Source organism: Amycolatopsis sp. NPDC114484 (genome assembly GCF_055633755.1).
In genome coordinates this window covers 316,927-331,687 of sequence record NZ_JBVKDQ010000010.1, presented here as the reverse complement: position 1 = coordinate 331,687, position 14,761 = coordinate 316,927, and the positions used below count along the sequence as shown (strand labels likewise).

Below are 14,761 nucleotides of genomic sequence, written 5' to 3'. Positions count from 1 at the left end.
TTCGGGTTCCTCACCGATCAGCTGATCCGGCGCGGCGTCCACAAGAGCGTTGCGGCACTGGAGAAAGACATCCGCGAGTGGATCAAGGACTGGAATCAGAACCCCAAGCCGTTCGTGTGGACCAAGACCGCCGAAGAGATCATCGATTCACTCGCACGATATTGCCAACGAATTTCAGGCGCAGGACACTAGCGCAGCACAATGTTGATCGCTACCAGGCCTATCTCCAGCATTCCGGTGCTAACGGCCAGAATCTGCAAACCGACTACGGTCGGCTCGACAGCTTCGATGGGCACGACATCGCGACTGGCCCTGATCCCGGCCAGGCTCCGCCCGAGAAACGCCCGGATACTGGTCCGCCACGCAAAGGCGCCGAGCTCGCTCCCGAAGAACCGCCCTCGTCGCCTGCCCCGCCTTCGCCAGCGCACAGTTCTGACGGAGCTCCCAGACCTGACGTAACACACGAGCCTGACCGTACGGGCTGGCCAGGGAGGGTATCTCCGCCAGGAAGCAGTGGTAGCCAGACCGCGACTTCAGGGTGGACACCGCCATCGTCGCATTCGACGGTGAGCAGGAACTGGGCCCCGTCCTCTGCAACACCTGACGCCGGCGGGTCAGGCGATGGCAACACCCCATGGTCATCGATTCCAGTGCAAGGCGGACGCGGAAACGCAAGCAACGTCGGCGGGCGCGTCACCGAAGGGGCAGGCGGGGAAAGCAACCGCACTGGCGAACCCCGCAGCCGTACGGGCGGCCCACCCCCGCCAGGCACCGGAAAAGGAACCGGCGCAGGCGAACAAGGCCGCGCAGCAAGCAACACACCCCGCGGCACAAGCGGTACCCAAGGCTCCCGAGGCACCCCAGGCATAGGCGGCGCAACCCCAACCCGCGGCAAAGACAAAGATTCCAAAGAACACCACCGCAAATACGGCCTGGAAACCGACGCCGCCTTCTCCCTCACCGACGACGACGGCGAACGCACCGTGGATCCGCGCACCGGTTTGCCGCCTACTCCTCCGACCATCGGCGGCTAAGGGGGTCGCCAACGATGCCGATCCTCGAGAGACCGGTCCGGATGCCGCGGTTGGCGTTTCTCGCCGTGTGGGGCCACGAGAAACTCGGCGATCCGCCTGTCGTGGTCGAGCACGCGCCGATGTTCATGACCGACGAGTTCGCCGAGAAACTCCGGGTCCAGTCGTACGCACTGCTGGCGAGGTTCGGGCTCGCGGCGAGCGGCGCGCCCAGCCCGCGCTTGCGCGACACTCTCGAACTTCTCGCCGAGGCCAGGCGCGAGGTGTACTCCTGGAGCGATTTCGGCAACCGGCGCGGGGACAACGGGGCGATTCTCGTCGCGGCGGCCGGGCGGGAGGCGGTTCGGCTCGTGACGGACAGCCGGTCCGTACAGCTGGAACCTGTTTCGCCGCGCGACATCGGCGGCAGCCTGGTCGATCTGCTGCCCTGCTGCGATCCGGCGAAACTCCGGCCGCTCAAGGTGCCCAAGGACTACTACGACAGCGCTTCCGCCGATCCCCTCGCCGAATCGTCGGCCAGTGCGGACGAATTGCGGCACCTGATGCGAGCCCGGCGCGACGCCGTGCACCTGATGCACGTCGCCGTCCGCGGACCGGACGGAAGCCGGACGCACAGCACGCCGCTGTCCGCGATCGACCTCACCGGCCGCGGGCGCGTGCTGAGTTTCGTCAGCCCCGACGGCGCCGGCGGGCTGCAGATCAACGTCTACTCCGGCACCCGCTCCCATCTCGTCGACGCGCTGGCGCTGACGCTCGCCGAACTCGCCTGAGCGGCCACCATCGGACGGCAACATTTCGCGCCATCCCTCTATGCTTTCGCGAAATTCTCTGCCAACATGAGCCATTGGGGAAATTTCGACACCCCGTGTCCGGTACAGGCGCCGCCAGCACGTCAGGAGGACTCCGCATGACCCCGCATCCCGCCCAGCCCGAAGAAGCACTTGCCCTCGAGTTCCTCGGAACCACCAGCGCGGGCGGCAACTGCCCCAACGCTTATCGCACCAATCGCGGCACGTACGTCGTCCAGGGATACCGGGTCACCGACGAGGAGGCACTTCGGCAGCTGCACGAACGCGGCATGCCGGACACCGAAACGGCCGTCGAAATCCCCGCCGGCCTGCTCAAGTTCTTCCCGCAGGAAGCCTGAGCACGACGGGCCCGCGCAGCCAAGGCAAGGCGTCCCGGCGATTCAGACGCACTAGACGCCCAGGATTTCTCGAAACTCGACCCCAGGTGTGGGAAGATGCCATCGGGTTCGAGGAATTCCGCATGCGATAGCGAGGGCGAGTGCCTACCAGTTTCGAGAAACGCCGGGCAGAGCTTGGCGATCGCCTGCGCCGGCTCCGGGTCGACGCGGGCTACGAGACCGGAAAGGACTTCGCCACCGCCATCGGCTGGAACGCGCCCAAGGTCAGCAAAATCGAGAACGGCAGGCAGACCGTCGGCGACGATGACCTCGACGCCTGGATCGCCGCTGTCGGCGGGCCTCCGGAACTGGCCGAACAGCTGCGGGAACAGCTCGTCGGGGTCCGCGACGCGCACGCCAGCTGGAAAGACAAAGTCCGCGACGGACATCGGGCTAGACAAGAGGAATCCATAGCCAGAGAGGCCAGAGCGTTACGAATTCGTGCGGTCGACCTCAGAATTGTCTCCGGATTACTGCAAACACCCGAGTACGCGCGGCATACACTGCTCGCCCACGCCCGGATCCACGGCGGTGCACAGGACATCACCGAGGCGGTCCGGGCGCGGATGCAGCGCCAGCAGATCCTCTACGAACCCGGCCGGACCATCGAACTGCTTACCTCCGAGGCCGCGCTGCGTTATCCGAACGCGCCGCACGAGGTGATGATCGCGCAGGTGCACAAGCTGCTCGCGCTGCTCGGCACCCCCAACGTCCGCTTCGGCATCATCCCCGCGGACGTCGTCCTGCCCTACCCGATCACCGCGGACTTCTGGGTCGTCGACGACGTCGCGATGGTCGAGACCCCGGAGGGCGAGCACATCGCGAGCGACGCCGACCCGTACCACGAGGTCGCGGATCTACTGTGGACAGTCGCGGCCGAGGGCGACGCCGCCCGGGCGGTGCTGCTGCGGGTCCTCGAATCCCTCACCCGCGCAGCCCCGCCCGGATAGTCCTTACGCGGCAGGCGCTTCGCCCGCCGTCAGCGCACCGACGTCGATCGTGTGGCTGTCGGCGCCGGCGTCCACCGCGCCGAAGGTCCAGTCCACCGTCACGTTCGGGTCGATCGGGTCCCCGTGCGGGTTGGAGTCGGCCGGGGCGGTCATGGTCACCGCGTTCGGCGTCTGCTGCTCGTCGTCGGACCCGATCGCGGTCCAGTGCAGCGGCACGTACGCCGACGAACCGTTCGCGATCAGCACCGGCGGCGCGTCGGCCGGCGCCTCGTTGTTGACCAGGACGTCGTGCGCGCCGACCAGGTTGACGTCGGCCCGGCCGGACAAGACGCACCGCTCGCCCTCGTTCGCGGTGAACTGCAGCGCGGCCTGGCGCTGGCCCGCACCGGCCCCGCCGTAGACGAGCTTGGTGCTGAACTGGTTCGCCGTGCACGGCAGCGCCGACGAGTCCGTGCTCGTGGTCGTGGCACCGGCCGTACCGGCGAAGACCGCGGCAGCACCCCCGGCGACAGCGACGGCGATGGCGATCCGGCGGATGTTCTTCATGATTTCGTCCCCTCTCGCGTTTTCCGGCGGCTCCGCACCGGCTTTCACGAGATAAGACGTCCCCGCCCGGCTCCCGATGGCCCGTTGTGTGATCACCCCTATCGGAGCAACCCGAGACGGCCCGCCGCGTCCGAAGAAAGGGTCAGAGCAGATCTTCCTTGCTGATCGGCCGTCCCGGCAAGGTGGTCGCCGGACCGGCGCGCAGGCCGTCGATCATGATGGCGATGTTGCGGGCCGTCGCCATCTCCGGCGATTTCAACCGATGCGCGGGCAACTGGCGGATGAGCCGGGCGAACAGCACCGCGACGTCCCCGGCGCCCACGTCCGTGCGCAACGTCCCCTCGGCCTGCGCCCGGACCACCAGGTCGTCGACCTCGAGCAGCACCGCTTCGCGCAGCTGGGCCACCTCGGGATCGTCCTTGAGAATTTCGTGCGCCCGCTGCGACAGCATCGCCAATTGCATCGAAAGCTGCAGTTCCGCGCCGTGGTAGAGCAGCTGCACCAACGCTTCCCACGCCGTCGGCGCTTCGACCGACAGCCGCCTGGCGTTGTCCAGCACGCCCGCGAAGTTGTCCACCGCCACCGCGCGGATGAGCGCGTCGCGGTCCGGGAAGCGCCGGTAGAGGGTCCCCACGCCGACGCCGGCCGCGCGCGCGATCTCCTCCATCGGGACCTCGGGCCCATGACTGGCGAAGATGACGCGAGCCGCGGCGATGATCTGGTCGCGGTTGCGTTGCGCGTCCGCCCGCAGCGGCGTCTCGGGGTCTGCACTCATAACCCGGCCTTCCCTCTTCCGGTTGGCGCGCATTCTCGCATGCCCGGCCAACTGCGCAAACGTGCCGGCAAGCCAGGTGGGACAGCAATTGTCACCCCGTTGCTAGTGGACGACGATCCTCCACTTCGGTACCTTGGGCACTGAACCGGAATGTAATCCTCCACATTCATTCCGTAATCGGGCAAACCCACCACAGGGGGTTCTGATGACCGAAGTCGCCCAGCCCAGCCGCACCCAGCCGGAGCAGGCCGCGTTCCCGATGAAGCGGACCTGTCCGTTCGCTCCGCCGCCGGGCTACGACCGGTTCCGCGACGCTCGCGCGCATTACGTCGAACTCGAACACACCGGCCAGCGCGCCTGGGTGCTCAACCGGCACGAGGACCTGCGGGCGATGCTGAACGACCCGCGGTTCAGCTCGGACCGGTTCAACCCCGGCTTCCCGATCCTGTTCAAGGACGGGCGGCAACGCCGTCCGAAGCTGCGTCCGTCGCTGATCGCGATGGACCCGCCCGAGCACGGCCCGGCCCGGCGCAGCGTCGTCGGCGAGTTCACCGTCAAGCGGATGAAGGCGTTGCAGCCGCGCATCCAGGAGATCGTGGACCAGCACCTCGACGCGATGCTGGCCGGCGACCAGCCCGCCGACCTGGTGTCCGCGCTCTCGCTTCCGGTGCCGTCGCTGGTGATCTGCGAACAGCTCGGCGTCCCGTACTCCGACCACGAGTTCTTCCAGAAGCACAGCTCACGGCTCCTCAACCGCGAGACGAGCGTCGACGAGCGCAGCGAATCGGTCGAGGCGATGCAGAATTATCTGTCCGACCTGGTTTCCACGAAGGAAACCGCACCGGCGGACGATTTGCTCAGCCGCCAGATCGCGAAGAAGCGCGAGGAGGGCGACTACGACCACGACGACCTCGTGTCGCTGGCGTTCCTGCTGCTCATCGCCGGACACGAGACCACCGCGAACATGATCTCGCTCGGCACCGTCGCGCTGCTGGAGAACCCGGACGCACTCGCCGCGATCAAGGAGGACCCGGGCAAAACCCTCGACGCCGTCGAGGAATTGCTGCGCTACTTCACCATCGCGGAATTCGCCACCTCCCGCGTCGCGCTCGAAGACGTGGACATCGCGGGCGTCACCATCAAGGCCGGAGAAGGCGTGCTCGGCCTGAGCTACGCGGCCAACTTCGACTCCGACGTCTTCCCCGAGCCCGAGCGGTTCGACATCACCCGCGGCGGACGGCACCACGTCGCGTTCGGCTTCGGCGCGCACCAGTGCCTCGGCCAGAACCTCGCGCGGATGGAACTGCAGATCGTCTTCGACACGCTCTTCCGTCGCATCCCGACGCTGCGTCTCGCCGCGCCGGTCGATCAGTTGCCGTTCAAACACGACTCCGGCGTCTTCGGGCTGTACTGCCTCCCGGTGACCTGGTGAGGGGGAAACGATGACTGCCACTGAAGAACTCCACATGCCGGTCGCCCGCACCTGCCCGTTCGCCCAGCCGGAGCAGTACGTCCGGATGCGCGAGGAAAGCGCGCTCCACCGCGTGCGGATCCCCGGCGGCAAACAGGCCTGGGTGGCCGCGCGGCACGAGGAAGCCCGGCAGGTCCTCGGCGACCGCCGGTTCTCCTCCGACCGGTTCCTGCCCAATTTCCCGTTCCTGGCCGAGGGCGGGGCCGCGATCCTCACCAACGCCAAGCAGAAAGCCATGATCGGGATGGACGCGCCCGAGCACGGCGAGGCCCGCCGCGAGGTGCTCGGCGAGTTCACCGTCAAGCGGGTCGAAGCGATGCGGCCGCGGATCCAGGAGATCGTCGACGGCCTCGTCGACGAACTGCTCGCCGGGCCGAAACCGGCTGACCTGGTGGAAAAGCTGTCGCTGCCGGTGCCGTCGCTGGTGATCTGCGAACTGCTCGGCGTCCCGTACGCCGACCACGATTACTTCCAAGAACGCACCATGGCGCTCATCCGCCGCGGCACCAGCGTCGAAGATCGCACGAAGGCCTCCGTGGAGCTGCGCGAATACCTCGGCGGGCTCGTCGCGGCGAAGGAAAAGGACCCGACCGACGACCTCCTCGGCAGGCAGATCGTCAAGCGCCGCGAAGAAGGCAAGTACGACCACGACGCGATGATCGGGCTGGCCTTCCTGCTGCTGGTCGCCGGGCACGAGACCACCGCGAACATGATCTCGCTCGGCACGATCGGGCTGCTGGAGAACCCCGAGCAGCGCGCGACGATCGAGGCCGACCCGGGCAAGACGCTCCTCGCGGTCGAGGAACTGTTGCGCTACTTCACGATTGTCGAAGGCGCGACCGCGCGGGTCGCGACCGAGGACGTGGAGATCGGCGGCGTCACGATCAAAGCCGGCGAGGGCGTGCTCGTGCTGGGCTACGCCGCGAACTGGGACCCGGAGGTGTTCGAGAGCCCGGAAAAGCTCGACCTCGAACGCGGCGCGCGCCACCACGTCGCGTTCGGTTTCGGGCCGCACCAGTGCCTCGGGCAGAACCTCGCGCGGATGGAACTGCAGATCGTGTTCGACACGCTCTTCCGCCGCGTCCCGACGCTCACGTGCACGCTCCCGGCCGACGAGCTGCCGGTGAAGAAGGACGCCACGATCTTCGGCCTGTACCAGTTGCCGGTGACCTGGTAGAGATCAGAGTGCTCCCACCACAAGCCAGGAAGAGGCCATCATGAAGATCATCGCGGACACCGGCAAGTGCGTCGGCGCGGGCCAGTGCGTGCTCACCGAGCCCGCGCTGTTCGACCAGAGCGAGGACGACGGCACGGTCATCGTCCTCAACGACACTCCGGACGGCGAACTGATCGAGAAGGCGCGCGAGGCCGTGAACATCTGCCCGAGCCAAGCGCTTTCGCTGGAGGAGTGACCAGCGGTCAAGAAGACAAGCGGACGGCGGTCACCACGGCGGTCGAGTAATTCGTCGTCAGGTGGCCGCCGCGCGCGTCGATCGCGGTGCCGACCTCGGCCAGTATCTGGGCGCGCTGCTCCGGCGTCGCCACGGTGACGCCGCCTTGGGTGGCGAGCAGGTCCAACCACTCGTCGCGTCCGTAGTCCTGCGTCCAGTCGTAGCGCCAGTACTCCGCGTCGGCGAACGCGCCGGTCTCGGCCAAACCGGCCGCGGCTTTGTCGAGCATCGGCTGGTAGGCGTCGGCGCTGGGGTTTTTCAGGTAGTCGCCGCTGAACGGCGAATCCGGCATCGCCCGGCGCAACGCGTCCGCCAGCGCGTGCGAAATTTCCTCCGGCGGCATGAACACGTGCCAGAACGCGGCGAACCGGCCGCCCGGACGAAGCACTCGCGCGGCCTTGGCGGCTCCCGCGACCGGGTCGACCCAATGCCAGGCCTGTCCGGACACGAGGGCGTCGAACGTCCGCCCCGCCGGGTCCCAATCCTCGAATTTCGCGACCTCGACCGGGAAATCGCGCCGGGCGAACTCCGCCATCCGCGCGTCCGGCTCCACGCCGAGCACCACGGCTTCGCGTGCGTGGAATTGCCGCCCCTCGATGCCGGTTCCGCAGCCGATATTGAGAATTTCCTTCCCCGGGCTCGCGTCGAGGACGGCGGTCACCAGCTCGTCCGGGTAGCGCGGGCGGGCGCGGTCGTAGCGCTCGGGATCGACGCCGAACGACTCCGCCATAGTCCGGTGCCGATGCGGTTCGGGACGGGGTAAAGTGGGCATGCGCCCACCATAGTGGGCAAGCGCCCACTATGGCTAGGAAGGACCTTCGAGTTGCCCACCGGGATCCATCTCCGCGACGTCCGTGCCCAGCTTTTCGACGCCGCGGAACGGGTTTTGCTGCGCGAGGGCCCGAGCGGCCTCACCAGCCGCGCCGTCACCACCGAAGCGGATTGCGCGAAGGGCGTGCTGCACCGGCATTTCGAGGATTTCGACGCGTTCCTCGCCGCGCTGGTGCTCGACCGGATCCATCGCCTCGAAGCCCGCGCGGACGACCTGCACGCCGGAGCCGGCGACCTGGTCGAGACGGTGGCCGAGGTGCTCACCGAAGTCTTCTCGTCGGTCGCGGTGTCGATCGTCGCCCTGATCACCTTCCGCGACGACCTGCGGCACCGACTCCGCGCCGCGCGACCGGGCCCGGGGATTCCGCTGGCCACCGACGCGGCGAACGTGCTCGCGGATTACCTTGCCGCAGAACGAACTCTCGGTCGGCTCGCCCCGGACGCCGACGTGCGGACGCTCGCCCCGACACTCATCGGAGCGGGCCACCTGCTCTTCGCCGATCGCACTGGGGAGCCGCCCAGCGAGGAAGCGGTGCGGCAGATGGCGGCCACGGTCCTCGCCGGAGTCCTCCGCTGACTCACCCGATGCCCATCGCAACCGCTGCCACCGACAGAGCCAACGCACCGAGCGCGCCGACCACTCCGTAACGGGTCAACGTGCGTCGATCATCGCGGTGCCGGACGTACAGCGCGACAGCCCCGGCGAACGCGAGACCGCCGACGATGAACCACGGACCCCAGAGGTAGAGATACCAGTTGATCAGGTCGGACAACGCTGGATCGACGGCGACGGCTCCGGTCTTGACCAGCACACCCTGCACGACGAACAGCCCGCCGTGCCAGGTCAGCAGAATCGCCGCGCCACCGCCGCAGAACACCATCGTCCGGCTGAGCCACCGGTCGCGCGGCCGCGTCAGGCTGATGCCGATCACGGCACCGAAAACCTTCAGCAGACCGGTGATCACCAGGACAGCCACAAACCACGGCACCCGGTCCTGCGCGAGCCGGACCAGCGACGGCGACACCGTCGATTGCGCGCCGAAGGTGCTGCCGGTCGCCCAAATGAAACTGGGGATCGCGAACGCCACACCCCAGACCGCAGCGACATAACCCGGCCACTTGCTCAACTCGGCTTGCTTCAACGACATGCGTTAAGCGTCGTCCGAACCGCGGCGGAAGGGATCGGACGCGAGGGGGAAGCGCCTCCCCCTCGAGAGCTAGTTGTCGGTGCCGGGAGAACCGGCACCGACAACTCCCGCTCAGCCCAGTCGCAGCGTCGTCTTCGGATCGAACGCGTGCGTCTCGCCCTCGCCGCGCAACGCCACCCGGACGTTGTCGCCAATCCGCGGCGGGGTCCGTCCGTCGACCCGGACCACGAACCGGTCGTCGCCGACCTTGCCGTGCAGGTACGCGTCCGCGCCCAGTTCCTCGACGAGCTCCACCACCAGCTCGAAGCCCTCGTCCGCCTCGCCGACCAGGCGCAGCGACTCCGGCCGGATCCCGAAGACGATCTCCGACAGCCCTGCCGCCGCTGTCCGCACCTCGGTGGACAGCGGCACCACCAGATCGCCTAGCCGCACCCCTCCGTCGGACAGCGGCAGCGTCGCCAGGTTCATCGCCGGTGAACCGATAAAACCGGCCACGAACGAATTCTCCGGCTTCTCGTACAGCGACCTCGGCGAAGCGCATTGCTGCAGCACGCCGTCCTTCAGCACAGCGACCCGGTCGCCCATCGTCATGGCCTCGACCTGGTCGTGCGTCACGTAGATGGTCGTCGTGCCGAGCCGTTGCTGCAGTTTCGCGATGTTGGCGCGGGTTTCGACGCGCAATTTCGCGTCCAAATTGGACAGCGGCTCGTCCATCAGGAACACGCTCGGCTCGCGCACGATCGCCCGGCCCATCGCGACCCGCTGCCGCTGCCCGCCGGACAACGCCTTCGGCTTGCGGTCGAGGAACCGGGACAGGTCGAGCATCTTGGCGGCTTCGTCGACCCGCTTCTTGATGTCAGCCGCCGAGAAACCGCGCAATTTCAACGCGAAACCCATGTTGTCGGCGACCGTCATGTGCGGATACAGCGCATAGGACTGGAACACCATCGCGATGTCGCGGTCCTTCGGCGGCAAGTCCGTCACGTCGCGGTCGCCGATCCGGATCGCGCCCTCGTTGACGTCCTCCAGCCCGGCGAGCATCCGCAGCGCGGTCGACTTGCCCGAGCCGGACGGGCCGACCAGCACGAGAAATTCGCCGTCCGGCACTTCGAGGCTCAACTGGTCGACCGCGCGGACGCCCGGGTTGCCGGGATAGACGCGCGACGCCTGGTCGTAGATCACTTCAGCGGACATCTGCGTTCTCCCTTACTTCACAGCGCCCATGGACAGCCCGCGCACCAGGTGGTTCTGCGCGATCCAGCCCACGATCATCACCGGCAGCGAGGCCAGCAGCGCGGCGGCGGACAGCTGAGCCCAGTAGAGGCCCTCGCTGGTGATGAAGCCGACCAGGAAGACCGGCACCGTGCCGGCCCGGGCGGCGGTGAGGTTGACCGCGTAGAAGAACTCCGTCCAGGAGAAGATCACGCAGATCAGCGCGGTCGCCGCGATGCCGGGCGCGACCACCGGCATGATGATCTTGCGCAGCAGCGTCGGGAGGTTCGCCCCGTCGATCCGCGCCGCCTCGATCATCTCGCCGGGGACTTCCAGGAAGAACGACCGCATCATCCAGATCGCCAGCGGCAGGTTCATCGCGGTGTACAGGATGATCAGCGCCCACACGGTGTCCAGCAGGTTGGTGTTCTGCGAGATCACGTACAGCGGGATGATCGCGGCCACGATCGGCAGCATCTTGGTCGACAGGAAGAAGCCCAGCGCGTTCTTCGTGCCCTTCACCGGGGCCAGCGACAGCGCGTACGCGGCCGGGATTCCCAGCAACAGCACGAGCAGCGTCGAAATCACCGTGACGAACGCCGAATTTCCCAGGTACGGCAGGAAACCGCTGTTGAGCACCCCGGAGATCTGGTCGAACGTCGGTGTGAAGAACAGCTTCGGCGGATCGGTGTAGGCGTCGTTCTCCTGTTTGAACGCGGTGAGAATCATCCACAGCAACGGGAAAACGAAGAGGATCGCGATGATCCAGGTCGCGACGGTCAGCGCACCCGGACCGTAGCGGCGTTTGGTCTTGCGCCGAGGAGGCGGCGCGGTGTCGGTCGCGGCGGGCGAGGCGGTGGCGGTTGCGGTGCTCACTTGACTCCTCCGTCCACGGAGAACGCGCGGAACATCAACCGCAGCGCGAACGTCGCGACGATCATCGTCAGGATGACCACGACGACGCCCATCGCGGACGACTGGCCGATGTCGAAGCCCTCGAACGCGCGCTGGTAGATGTAGAACGGCAGGTTCGTGCTGGCCGTGCCCGGACCGCCCTGCGTCATCAGGAAAATCGCGTCGAAGCTGTTCACGATGTAGATCGCGCCGAGCAGCGTGGCCAATTGCAGGAAGCGCGACAGGTGCGGCAGCGTGATCGACACGAAGGTGCGCCAGCGGCTCGCGCCGTCCACCGACGCCGCCTCCAGAACCTCCTTCGACTGGCTTTGCAGCCCGGCGAGGATCAGCAGCGTCATGAACGGCGTCCACTGCCAGATGATCTGCGCCATCACCGCGGCCATCGGGAATTGCGAAAGCCAGTCGGTGTCCGTGCCGAACACGAAGTGCAGCAACCCGAAACTCGGGTCGAACACCGTCGTCTTCCACAGCAGCGCACCGGCCGCCGGGAGGATCAGGAACGGCGTGATCAGCAGCGTGCGGACGAATCCGCGACCGAAGAACTTCCGGTCGAGCAGCACCGCGAGCCCGAGTCCGAGCAGCAGCGAAAGGAACACGCAGACCACGGTCAGGACCACCGTGTTCAGCAGTGCGCCGAGGAACGTCGCGTCGGTGAAGACGTCCACGTAGTTGCGGAAGCCGACGAAATGCCGCGATCCCGGGCGCACCAGGTTCCACGACTGGAACGAGTAGAACACGGTGAGCAGGAAGGGAATCTGTGTCACCGCGATCACGAAGATCAGCGCGGGCAACAGCGGGAGCCGCCGCTTCCCGGTCGAGCCGGTCACTTTCTTCGCAGCGGGACGCGCGGTCGCCGGCGCGGTTCCGGCGGGGACGGAGAGGGTGCTCATCGCTGCACCTCCTGATAGGACTTTCCGACGGATTCCGCGTATTTCTGCGATTGCGCGAGCGCGTCGGCGACGGAGGTCTGACCGGCGATCGCGGCGGACAGCTGCTGGCTCACCCGGGTGCCGAGGTCCTGGAACTCCGGGATCCCGACGAACTGGATGCCCGGGTACGGCACCGGGTTCACCATCGTCTTCTGCTGGTTGGCCGCCGCGATGCCGTCCAAGGTCGGCTGTGCGTAGGCTTTCGCGGCTTCCTTGTACTGCGGGATCTCATAGGTCGACTTGCGCGTGCCCGGCGGGACCCGGTTCCACCCGTAGGTCTGGCCGATCTTCTTCGCGTATTCCTTGTTCGTCATCCACGCCATGAACTTCCAGGCGTCGTCCTTGTTCTTGCCGACCTTCGGAATGCCCAGCGCCCAGGTGTAGAGCCAGCCGCTCGCCTGCGTCTTCTCCACCGGCGCGGCGACGTAACCGTTCTTGCCGCCGACGTGGCTGCTCTTCGGGTCTTCCGTGGTGCCGGTCATCGACGTGGCGTCGTACCACATCGCGGCGTTGCCCTGCGCGTATTTCGTGCCGCATTCGGTGAACCCGGCACTGGAGGCGCCGACCTCGCCGTGGTCGCGCAGCAGGTTCACGTAGAAGTTCGCCGCCTGGGCGAACTCCGGGCTGGTCAGCTTCGCGTTCCAGTCCTTGTCGAACCATTGCCCGCCGAAGGTGTTCGCCATCGTGGTGAACGGCGCGAGACTCTCGCCCCAGCCCGGCTTGCCGCGCAGGCAAATCCCGGCGATGCCAGCCTGCTTGTCGTCGAGTTTCGCGGCGAAATCGGCGATCTGCTGCCACGTCGGGCGCGCCGGCATGTTCAGCCCGGCCTTCTGGAACAGGTCCTTGCGATAGACCACAAAGGACGATTCGCCGTAGAACGGCACCGCGTACATCTGGTTCTCATACGACAACGACTGGCGGATGCTCGGGATGAAGTCGGCCTCGTCGTAGCCCGGCGTCGCCTTCATGTGCGGTTCGAGGTTCTCCAGCCAGCCGTTGGCCGCCCATTGCGGAGCCTCGTAATTGCTGATCATCACCACGTCGAACTCGCCGCCCTGGGTGGCGGTGGACGCGGTGATCTTCGCCCTGGCCTCGTTTTCCGGCAGGGAGACGAACTTCAGCTTGATCCCGGGGTTGGCCTGCTCGAACTCGCCCTTGAGCGAGATGGCGTCCTTCATCTGCGGATTGGACACGATCGCGACGACCAGTGTCCGCCCGCCGGTGCCGAGCGCCCCGGCTCCGGCGCATCCCGTCACTAACAACGCTGTCGCGGCAAGGAGGCACAGGAGTTTACGCACCGCCACCACCTCCGGGCAGCACCTGGATCTTGAGGCCGGACCCGCTGCGCATCTTCGCCAGCGCCTCGGGGTACTGCTCGAGCGGAAGGGTGTCGGTGATCAGCGCTTCGGTGTCGATGTAGCCGTTCGCGACGAGGTCGAGCGCGTTGCCGTAGCTGTTCAGCACAGCCATCGAACCGACGATGGTGATTTCGTCGTTGTAGATGCGGAACGGCGAAAGCGCGACACGTGCTTCAGCCGGCGCGACGCCGAACACGAGCAACCGGCCGCCGCGGTGAAGCGCGTTGAAAGCGGCCTCGATGGCAGGGGCCGCGCCAGTACAGTCCACTGCGGCGTCGAAGCGTTCATCGTCCAATTCGGACACATCGGAAGCCACCGCGGCCGCGCCGAGATCGGTCGCCCGGGGCAGCCGTGCGGCGTTGCGGTCGACCATCGTCACCTGCGCGCCAGCGCGGAGCAGGAGCTGCTGCATGATCAGGCCCATCGTGCCCGCCCCGACCACGAGGAAGCGTTCGCCCGCCTCCACGCCGATCCGGCGCACGCCGTGCACCGCGCAGGAAACGGGTTCGACCAGCGCGCCCTGTTCCCAGGTCATCGAGTCGGGCATCTGGTAGCAAGTATCGGCGGGCACCGCGACGTACTCGGCGAAGGCGCCGTTGACCGTGTCGCCGGTGGCGGCCCAGTTCGCGCAGAGGTTGCCGTGCCCGGAGCGGCACGGGGTGCAGTATCCGCAGTAGATCGACGGGTCGACCGCGACCCGGTCGCCGACCTTCCACTCGGCGGGCACGTCCGCGCCGAGTTCGACGATTTCCCCGGAGAACTCGTGCCCGGGGACGATGGGATACGGGGTCGGCGGGAAATGCCCGTCGGCGATGTGCAGGTCCGTGCCGCAGATCCCGCAGGCACCCACCTTCACGACGACCTGACGCTCCCCGGGCTTCGGATCGGGAACCTCGCCGACCCGGATCTGCCCGGGCCGGTCCACGATCGCGGCGCGCATGCGTCATCACCTTCCAAG

16 protein-coding genes and 1 pseudogene are annotated in these 14,761 nt (G+C 67.2%); 8 read left to right on the top strand and 9 right to left on the bottom strand.

Annotated elements, in window-relative coordinates; translation table 11 throughout:
• The 4 genes and pseudogenes from ACZ7SW_RS25455 to ACZ7SW_RS25440 form a co-directional block, all read left to right on the top strand.
• Window positions 1-192, top strand: a pseudogene (locus ACZ7SW_RS25455) (IS630 family transposase); the annotation flags it as partial.
• Window positions 193-1,048: 856 nt separating this feature from the next.
• Window positions 1,049-1,801, top strand: coding sequence for an ESX secretion-associated protein EspG (locus ACZ7SW_RS25450; RefSeq protein ID WP_470232849.1), 753 nt, complete (start codon window positions 1,049-1,051; stop codon window positions 1,799-1,801).
• A 137-nt stretch (window positions 1,802-1,938) separates the two neighbouring features.
• Window positions 1,939-2,178: a hypothetical protein gene (locus ACZ7SW_RS25445; protein WP_470232848.1), complete on the top strand. Its 240-nt coding sequence runs from the start codon at window positions 1,939-1,941 to the stop codon at window positions 2,176-2,178.
• A 140-nt stretch (window positions 2,179-2,318) separates the two neighbouring features.
• Window positions 2,319-3,167: a helix-turn-helix domain-containing protein gene (locus ACZ7SW_RS25440; protein ID WP_470232847.1), complete on the top strand. Its 849-nt coding sequence runs from the start codon at window positions 2,319-2,321 to the stop codon at window positions 3,165-3,167.
• Window positions 3,168-3,170: 3 nt separating this feature from the next.
• Here ACZ7SW_RS25440 and ACZ7SW_RS25435 read toward each other — a convergent pair whose 3' ends face one another.
• Entirely contained in the window at window positions 3,171-3,713 is a 543-nt protein-coding gene (locus tag ACZ7SW_RS25435; RefSeq protein WP_470232846.1) for a DUF4232 domain-containing protein, read from the bottom strand.
• 142 nt (window positions 3,714-3,855) lie between these two features.
• Window positions 3,856-4,488, bottom strand: a complete 633-nt coding sequence (locus ACZ7SW_RS25430; RefSeq protein ID WP_470232845.1) for a TetR/AcrR family transcriptional regulator — start codon at window positions 4,486-4,488, stop codon at window positions 3,856-3,858.
• A gap of 205 nt (window positions 4,489-4,693) precedes the next feature.
• Between ACZ7SW_RS25430 and ACZ7SW_RS25425 the strand changes: the two genes are divergently transcribed.
• The 3 genes from ACZ7SW_RS25425 to ACZ7SW_RS25415 are packed head-to-tail and all read left to right on the top strand — an operon-like array spanning window position 4,694 to window position 7,371.
• Complete coding sequence (locus tag ACZ7SW_RS25425) at window positions 4,694-5,920, top strand: cytochrome P450 (protein WP_470232844.1); 1,227 nt, start codon at window positions 4,694-4,696, stop codon at window positions 5,918-5,920.
• A 10-nt stretch (window positions 5,921-5,930) separates the two neighbouring features.
• Entirely contained in the window at window positions 5,931-7,136 is a 1,206-nt protein-coding gene (locus ACZ7SW_RS25420; RefSeq protein ID WP_470232843.1) for a cytochrome P450, read from the top strand.
• 40 nt (window positions 7,137-7,176) lie between these two features.
• Window positions 7,177-7,371 (top strand): ferredoxin, encoded by a 195-nt coding sequence (locus tag ACZ7SW_RS25415; RefSeq protein WP_116201635.1) that lies wholly within the window; start codon window positions 7,177-7,179, stop codon window positions 7,369-7,371.
• Window positions 7,372-7,378: 7 nt separating this feature from the next.
• Here the strand turns inward: ACZ7SW_RS25415 and ACZ7SW_RS25410 are convergent, their stop codons facing one another.
• Complete coding sequence (locus ACZ7SW_RS25410; RefSeq protein ID WP_470232842.1) at window positions 7,379-8,182, bottom strand: class I SAM-dependent methyltransferase; 804 nt, start codon at window positions 8,180-8,182, stop codon at window positions 7,379-7,381.
• A gap of 51 nt (window positions 8,183-8,233) precedes the next feature.
• On the opposite strand from ACZ7SW_RS25410, the gene ACZ7SW_RS25405 reads away from it, so the two are divergent.
• Window positions 8,234-8,818, top strand: coding sequence for a TetR/AcrR family transcriptional regulator (locus tag ACZ7SW_RS25405; protein ID WP_470232841.1), 585 nt, complete (start codon window positions 8,234-8,236; stop codon window positions 8,816-8,818).
• Between the two features lies 1 nt (window position 8,819).
• Here the strand turns inward: ACZ7SW_RS25405 and ACZ7SW_RS25400 are convergent, their stop codons facing one another.
• From ACZ7SW_RS25400 to ACZ7SW_RS25375, 6 genes are all read right to left on the bottom strand, one after another.
• Window positions 8,820-9,389: a DUF3995 domain-containing protein gene (locus ACZ7SW_RS25400; RefSeq protein WP_470232840.1), complete on the bottom strand. Its 570-nt coding sequence runs from the start codon at window positions 9,387-9,389 to the stop codon at window positions 8,820-8,822.
• Between the two features lie 111 nt (window positions 9,390-9,500).
• Window positions 9,501-10,583, bottom strand: a complete 1,083-nt coding sequence (locus tag ACZ7SW_RS25395) for an ABC transporter ATP-binding protein (RefSeq protein ID WP_470232839.1) — start codon at window positions 10,581-10,583, stop codon at window positions 9,501-9,503.
• Between the two features lie 12 nt (window positions 10,584-10,595).
• Window positions 10,596-11,384: a carbohydrate ABC transporter permease gene (locus ACZ7SW_RS25390; protein ID WP_116201681.1), complete on the bottom strand. Its 789-nt coding sequence runs from the start codon at window positions 11,382-11,384 to the stop codon at window positions 10,596-10,598.
• An 89-nt stretch (window positions 11,385-11,473) separates the two neighbouring features.
• Window positions 11,474-12,406 (bottom strand): carbohydrate ABC transporter permease, encoded by a 933-nt coding sequence (locus tag ACZ7SW_RS25385; protein ID WP_470232838.1) that lies wholly within the window; start codon window positions 12,404-12,406, stop codon window positions 11,474-11,476.
• A complete protein-coding gene (locus tag ACZ7SW_RS25380) occupies window positions 12,403-13,749 on the bottom strand; it encodes an ABC transporter substrate-binding protein (protein WP_470232869.1) in 1,347 nt (448 codons plus the stop codon). The genes ACZ7SW_RS25385 and ACZ7SW_RS25380 overlap by 4 nt, the downstream gene beginning before the upstream one ends.
• Entirely contained in the window at window positions 13,736-14,743 is a 1,008-nt protein-coding gene (locus ACZ7SW_RS25375; RefSeq protein ID WP_470232837.1) for a zinc-dependent alcohol dehydrogenase family protein, read from the bottom strand. Before ACZ7SW_RS25375 ends, ACZ7SW_RS25380 begins: the two co-directional genes overlap by 14 nt.
• Window positions 14,744-14,761 lie beyond the last annotated feature (18 nt).

Bases quoted from the DNA above. Each gene is read 5' to 3' on its own strand.
- ACZ7SW_RS25450 (WP_470232849.1), top strand. From the start codon at position 1,049: ATGCCGATCCTCGAGAGACCGGTCCGGATGCCGCGGTTGGCGTTTCTC.
- ACZ7SW_RS25445 (WP_470232848.1), top strand. From the start codon at position 1,939: ATGACCCCGCATCCCGCCCAGCCCGAAGAAGCACTTGCCCTCGAGTTC.
- ACZ7SW_RS25435 (WP_470232846.1), bottom strand. From the start codon at position 3,713: ATGAAGAACATCCGCCGGATCGCCATCGCCGTCGCTGTCGCCGGGGGT.
- ACZ7SW_RS25430 (WP_470232845.1), bottom strand. From the start codon at position 4,488: ATGAGTGCAGACCCCGAGACGCCGCTGCGGGCGGACGCGCAACGCAAC.
- ACZ7SW_RS25425 (WP_470232844.1), top strand. From the start codon at position 4,694: ATGACCGAAGTCGCCCAGCCCAGCCGCACCCAGCCGGAGCAGGCCGCG.
- ACZ7SW_RS25420 (WP_470232843.1), top strand. From the start codon at position 5,931: ATGACTGCCACTGAAGAACTCCACATGCCGGTCGCCCGCACCTGCCCG.
- ACZ7SW_RS25415 (WP_116201635.1), top strand. From the start codon at position 7,177: ATGAAGATCATCGCGGACACCGGCAAGTGCGTCGGCGCGGGCCAGTGC.
- ACZ7SW_RS25410 (WP_470232842.1), bottom strand. From the start codon at position 8,182: ATGCCCACTTTACCCCGTCCCGAACCGCATCGGCACCGGACTATGGCG.
- ACZ7SW_RS25400 (WP_470232840.1), bottom strand. From the start codon at position 9,389: ATGTCGTTGAAGCAAGCCGAGTTGAGCAAGTGGCCGGGTTATGTCGCT.
- ACZ7SW_RS25395 (WP_470232839.1), bottom strand. From the start codon at position 10,583: ATGTCCGCTGAAGTGATCTACGACCAGGCGTCGCGCGTCTATCCCGGC.
- ACZ7SW_RS25385 (WP_470232838.1), bottom strand. From the start codon at position 12,406: ATGAGCACCCTCTCCGTCCCCGCCGGAACCGCGCCGGCGACCGCGCGT.
- ACZ7SW_RS25375 (WP_470232837.1), bottom strand. From the start codon at position 14,743: ATGCGCGCCGCGATCGTGGACCGGCCCGGGCAGATCCGGGTCGGCGAG.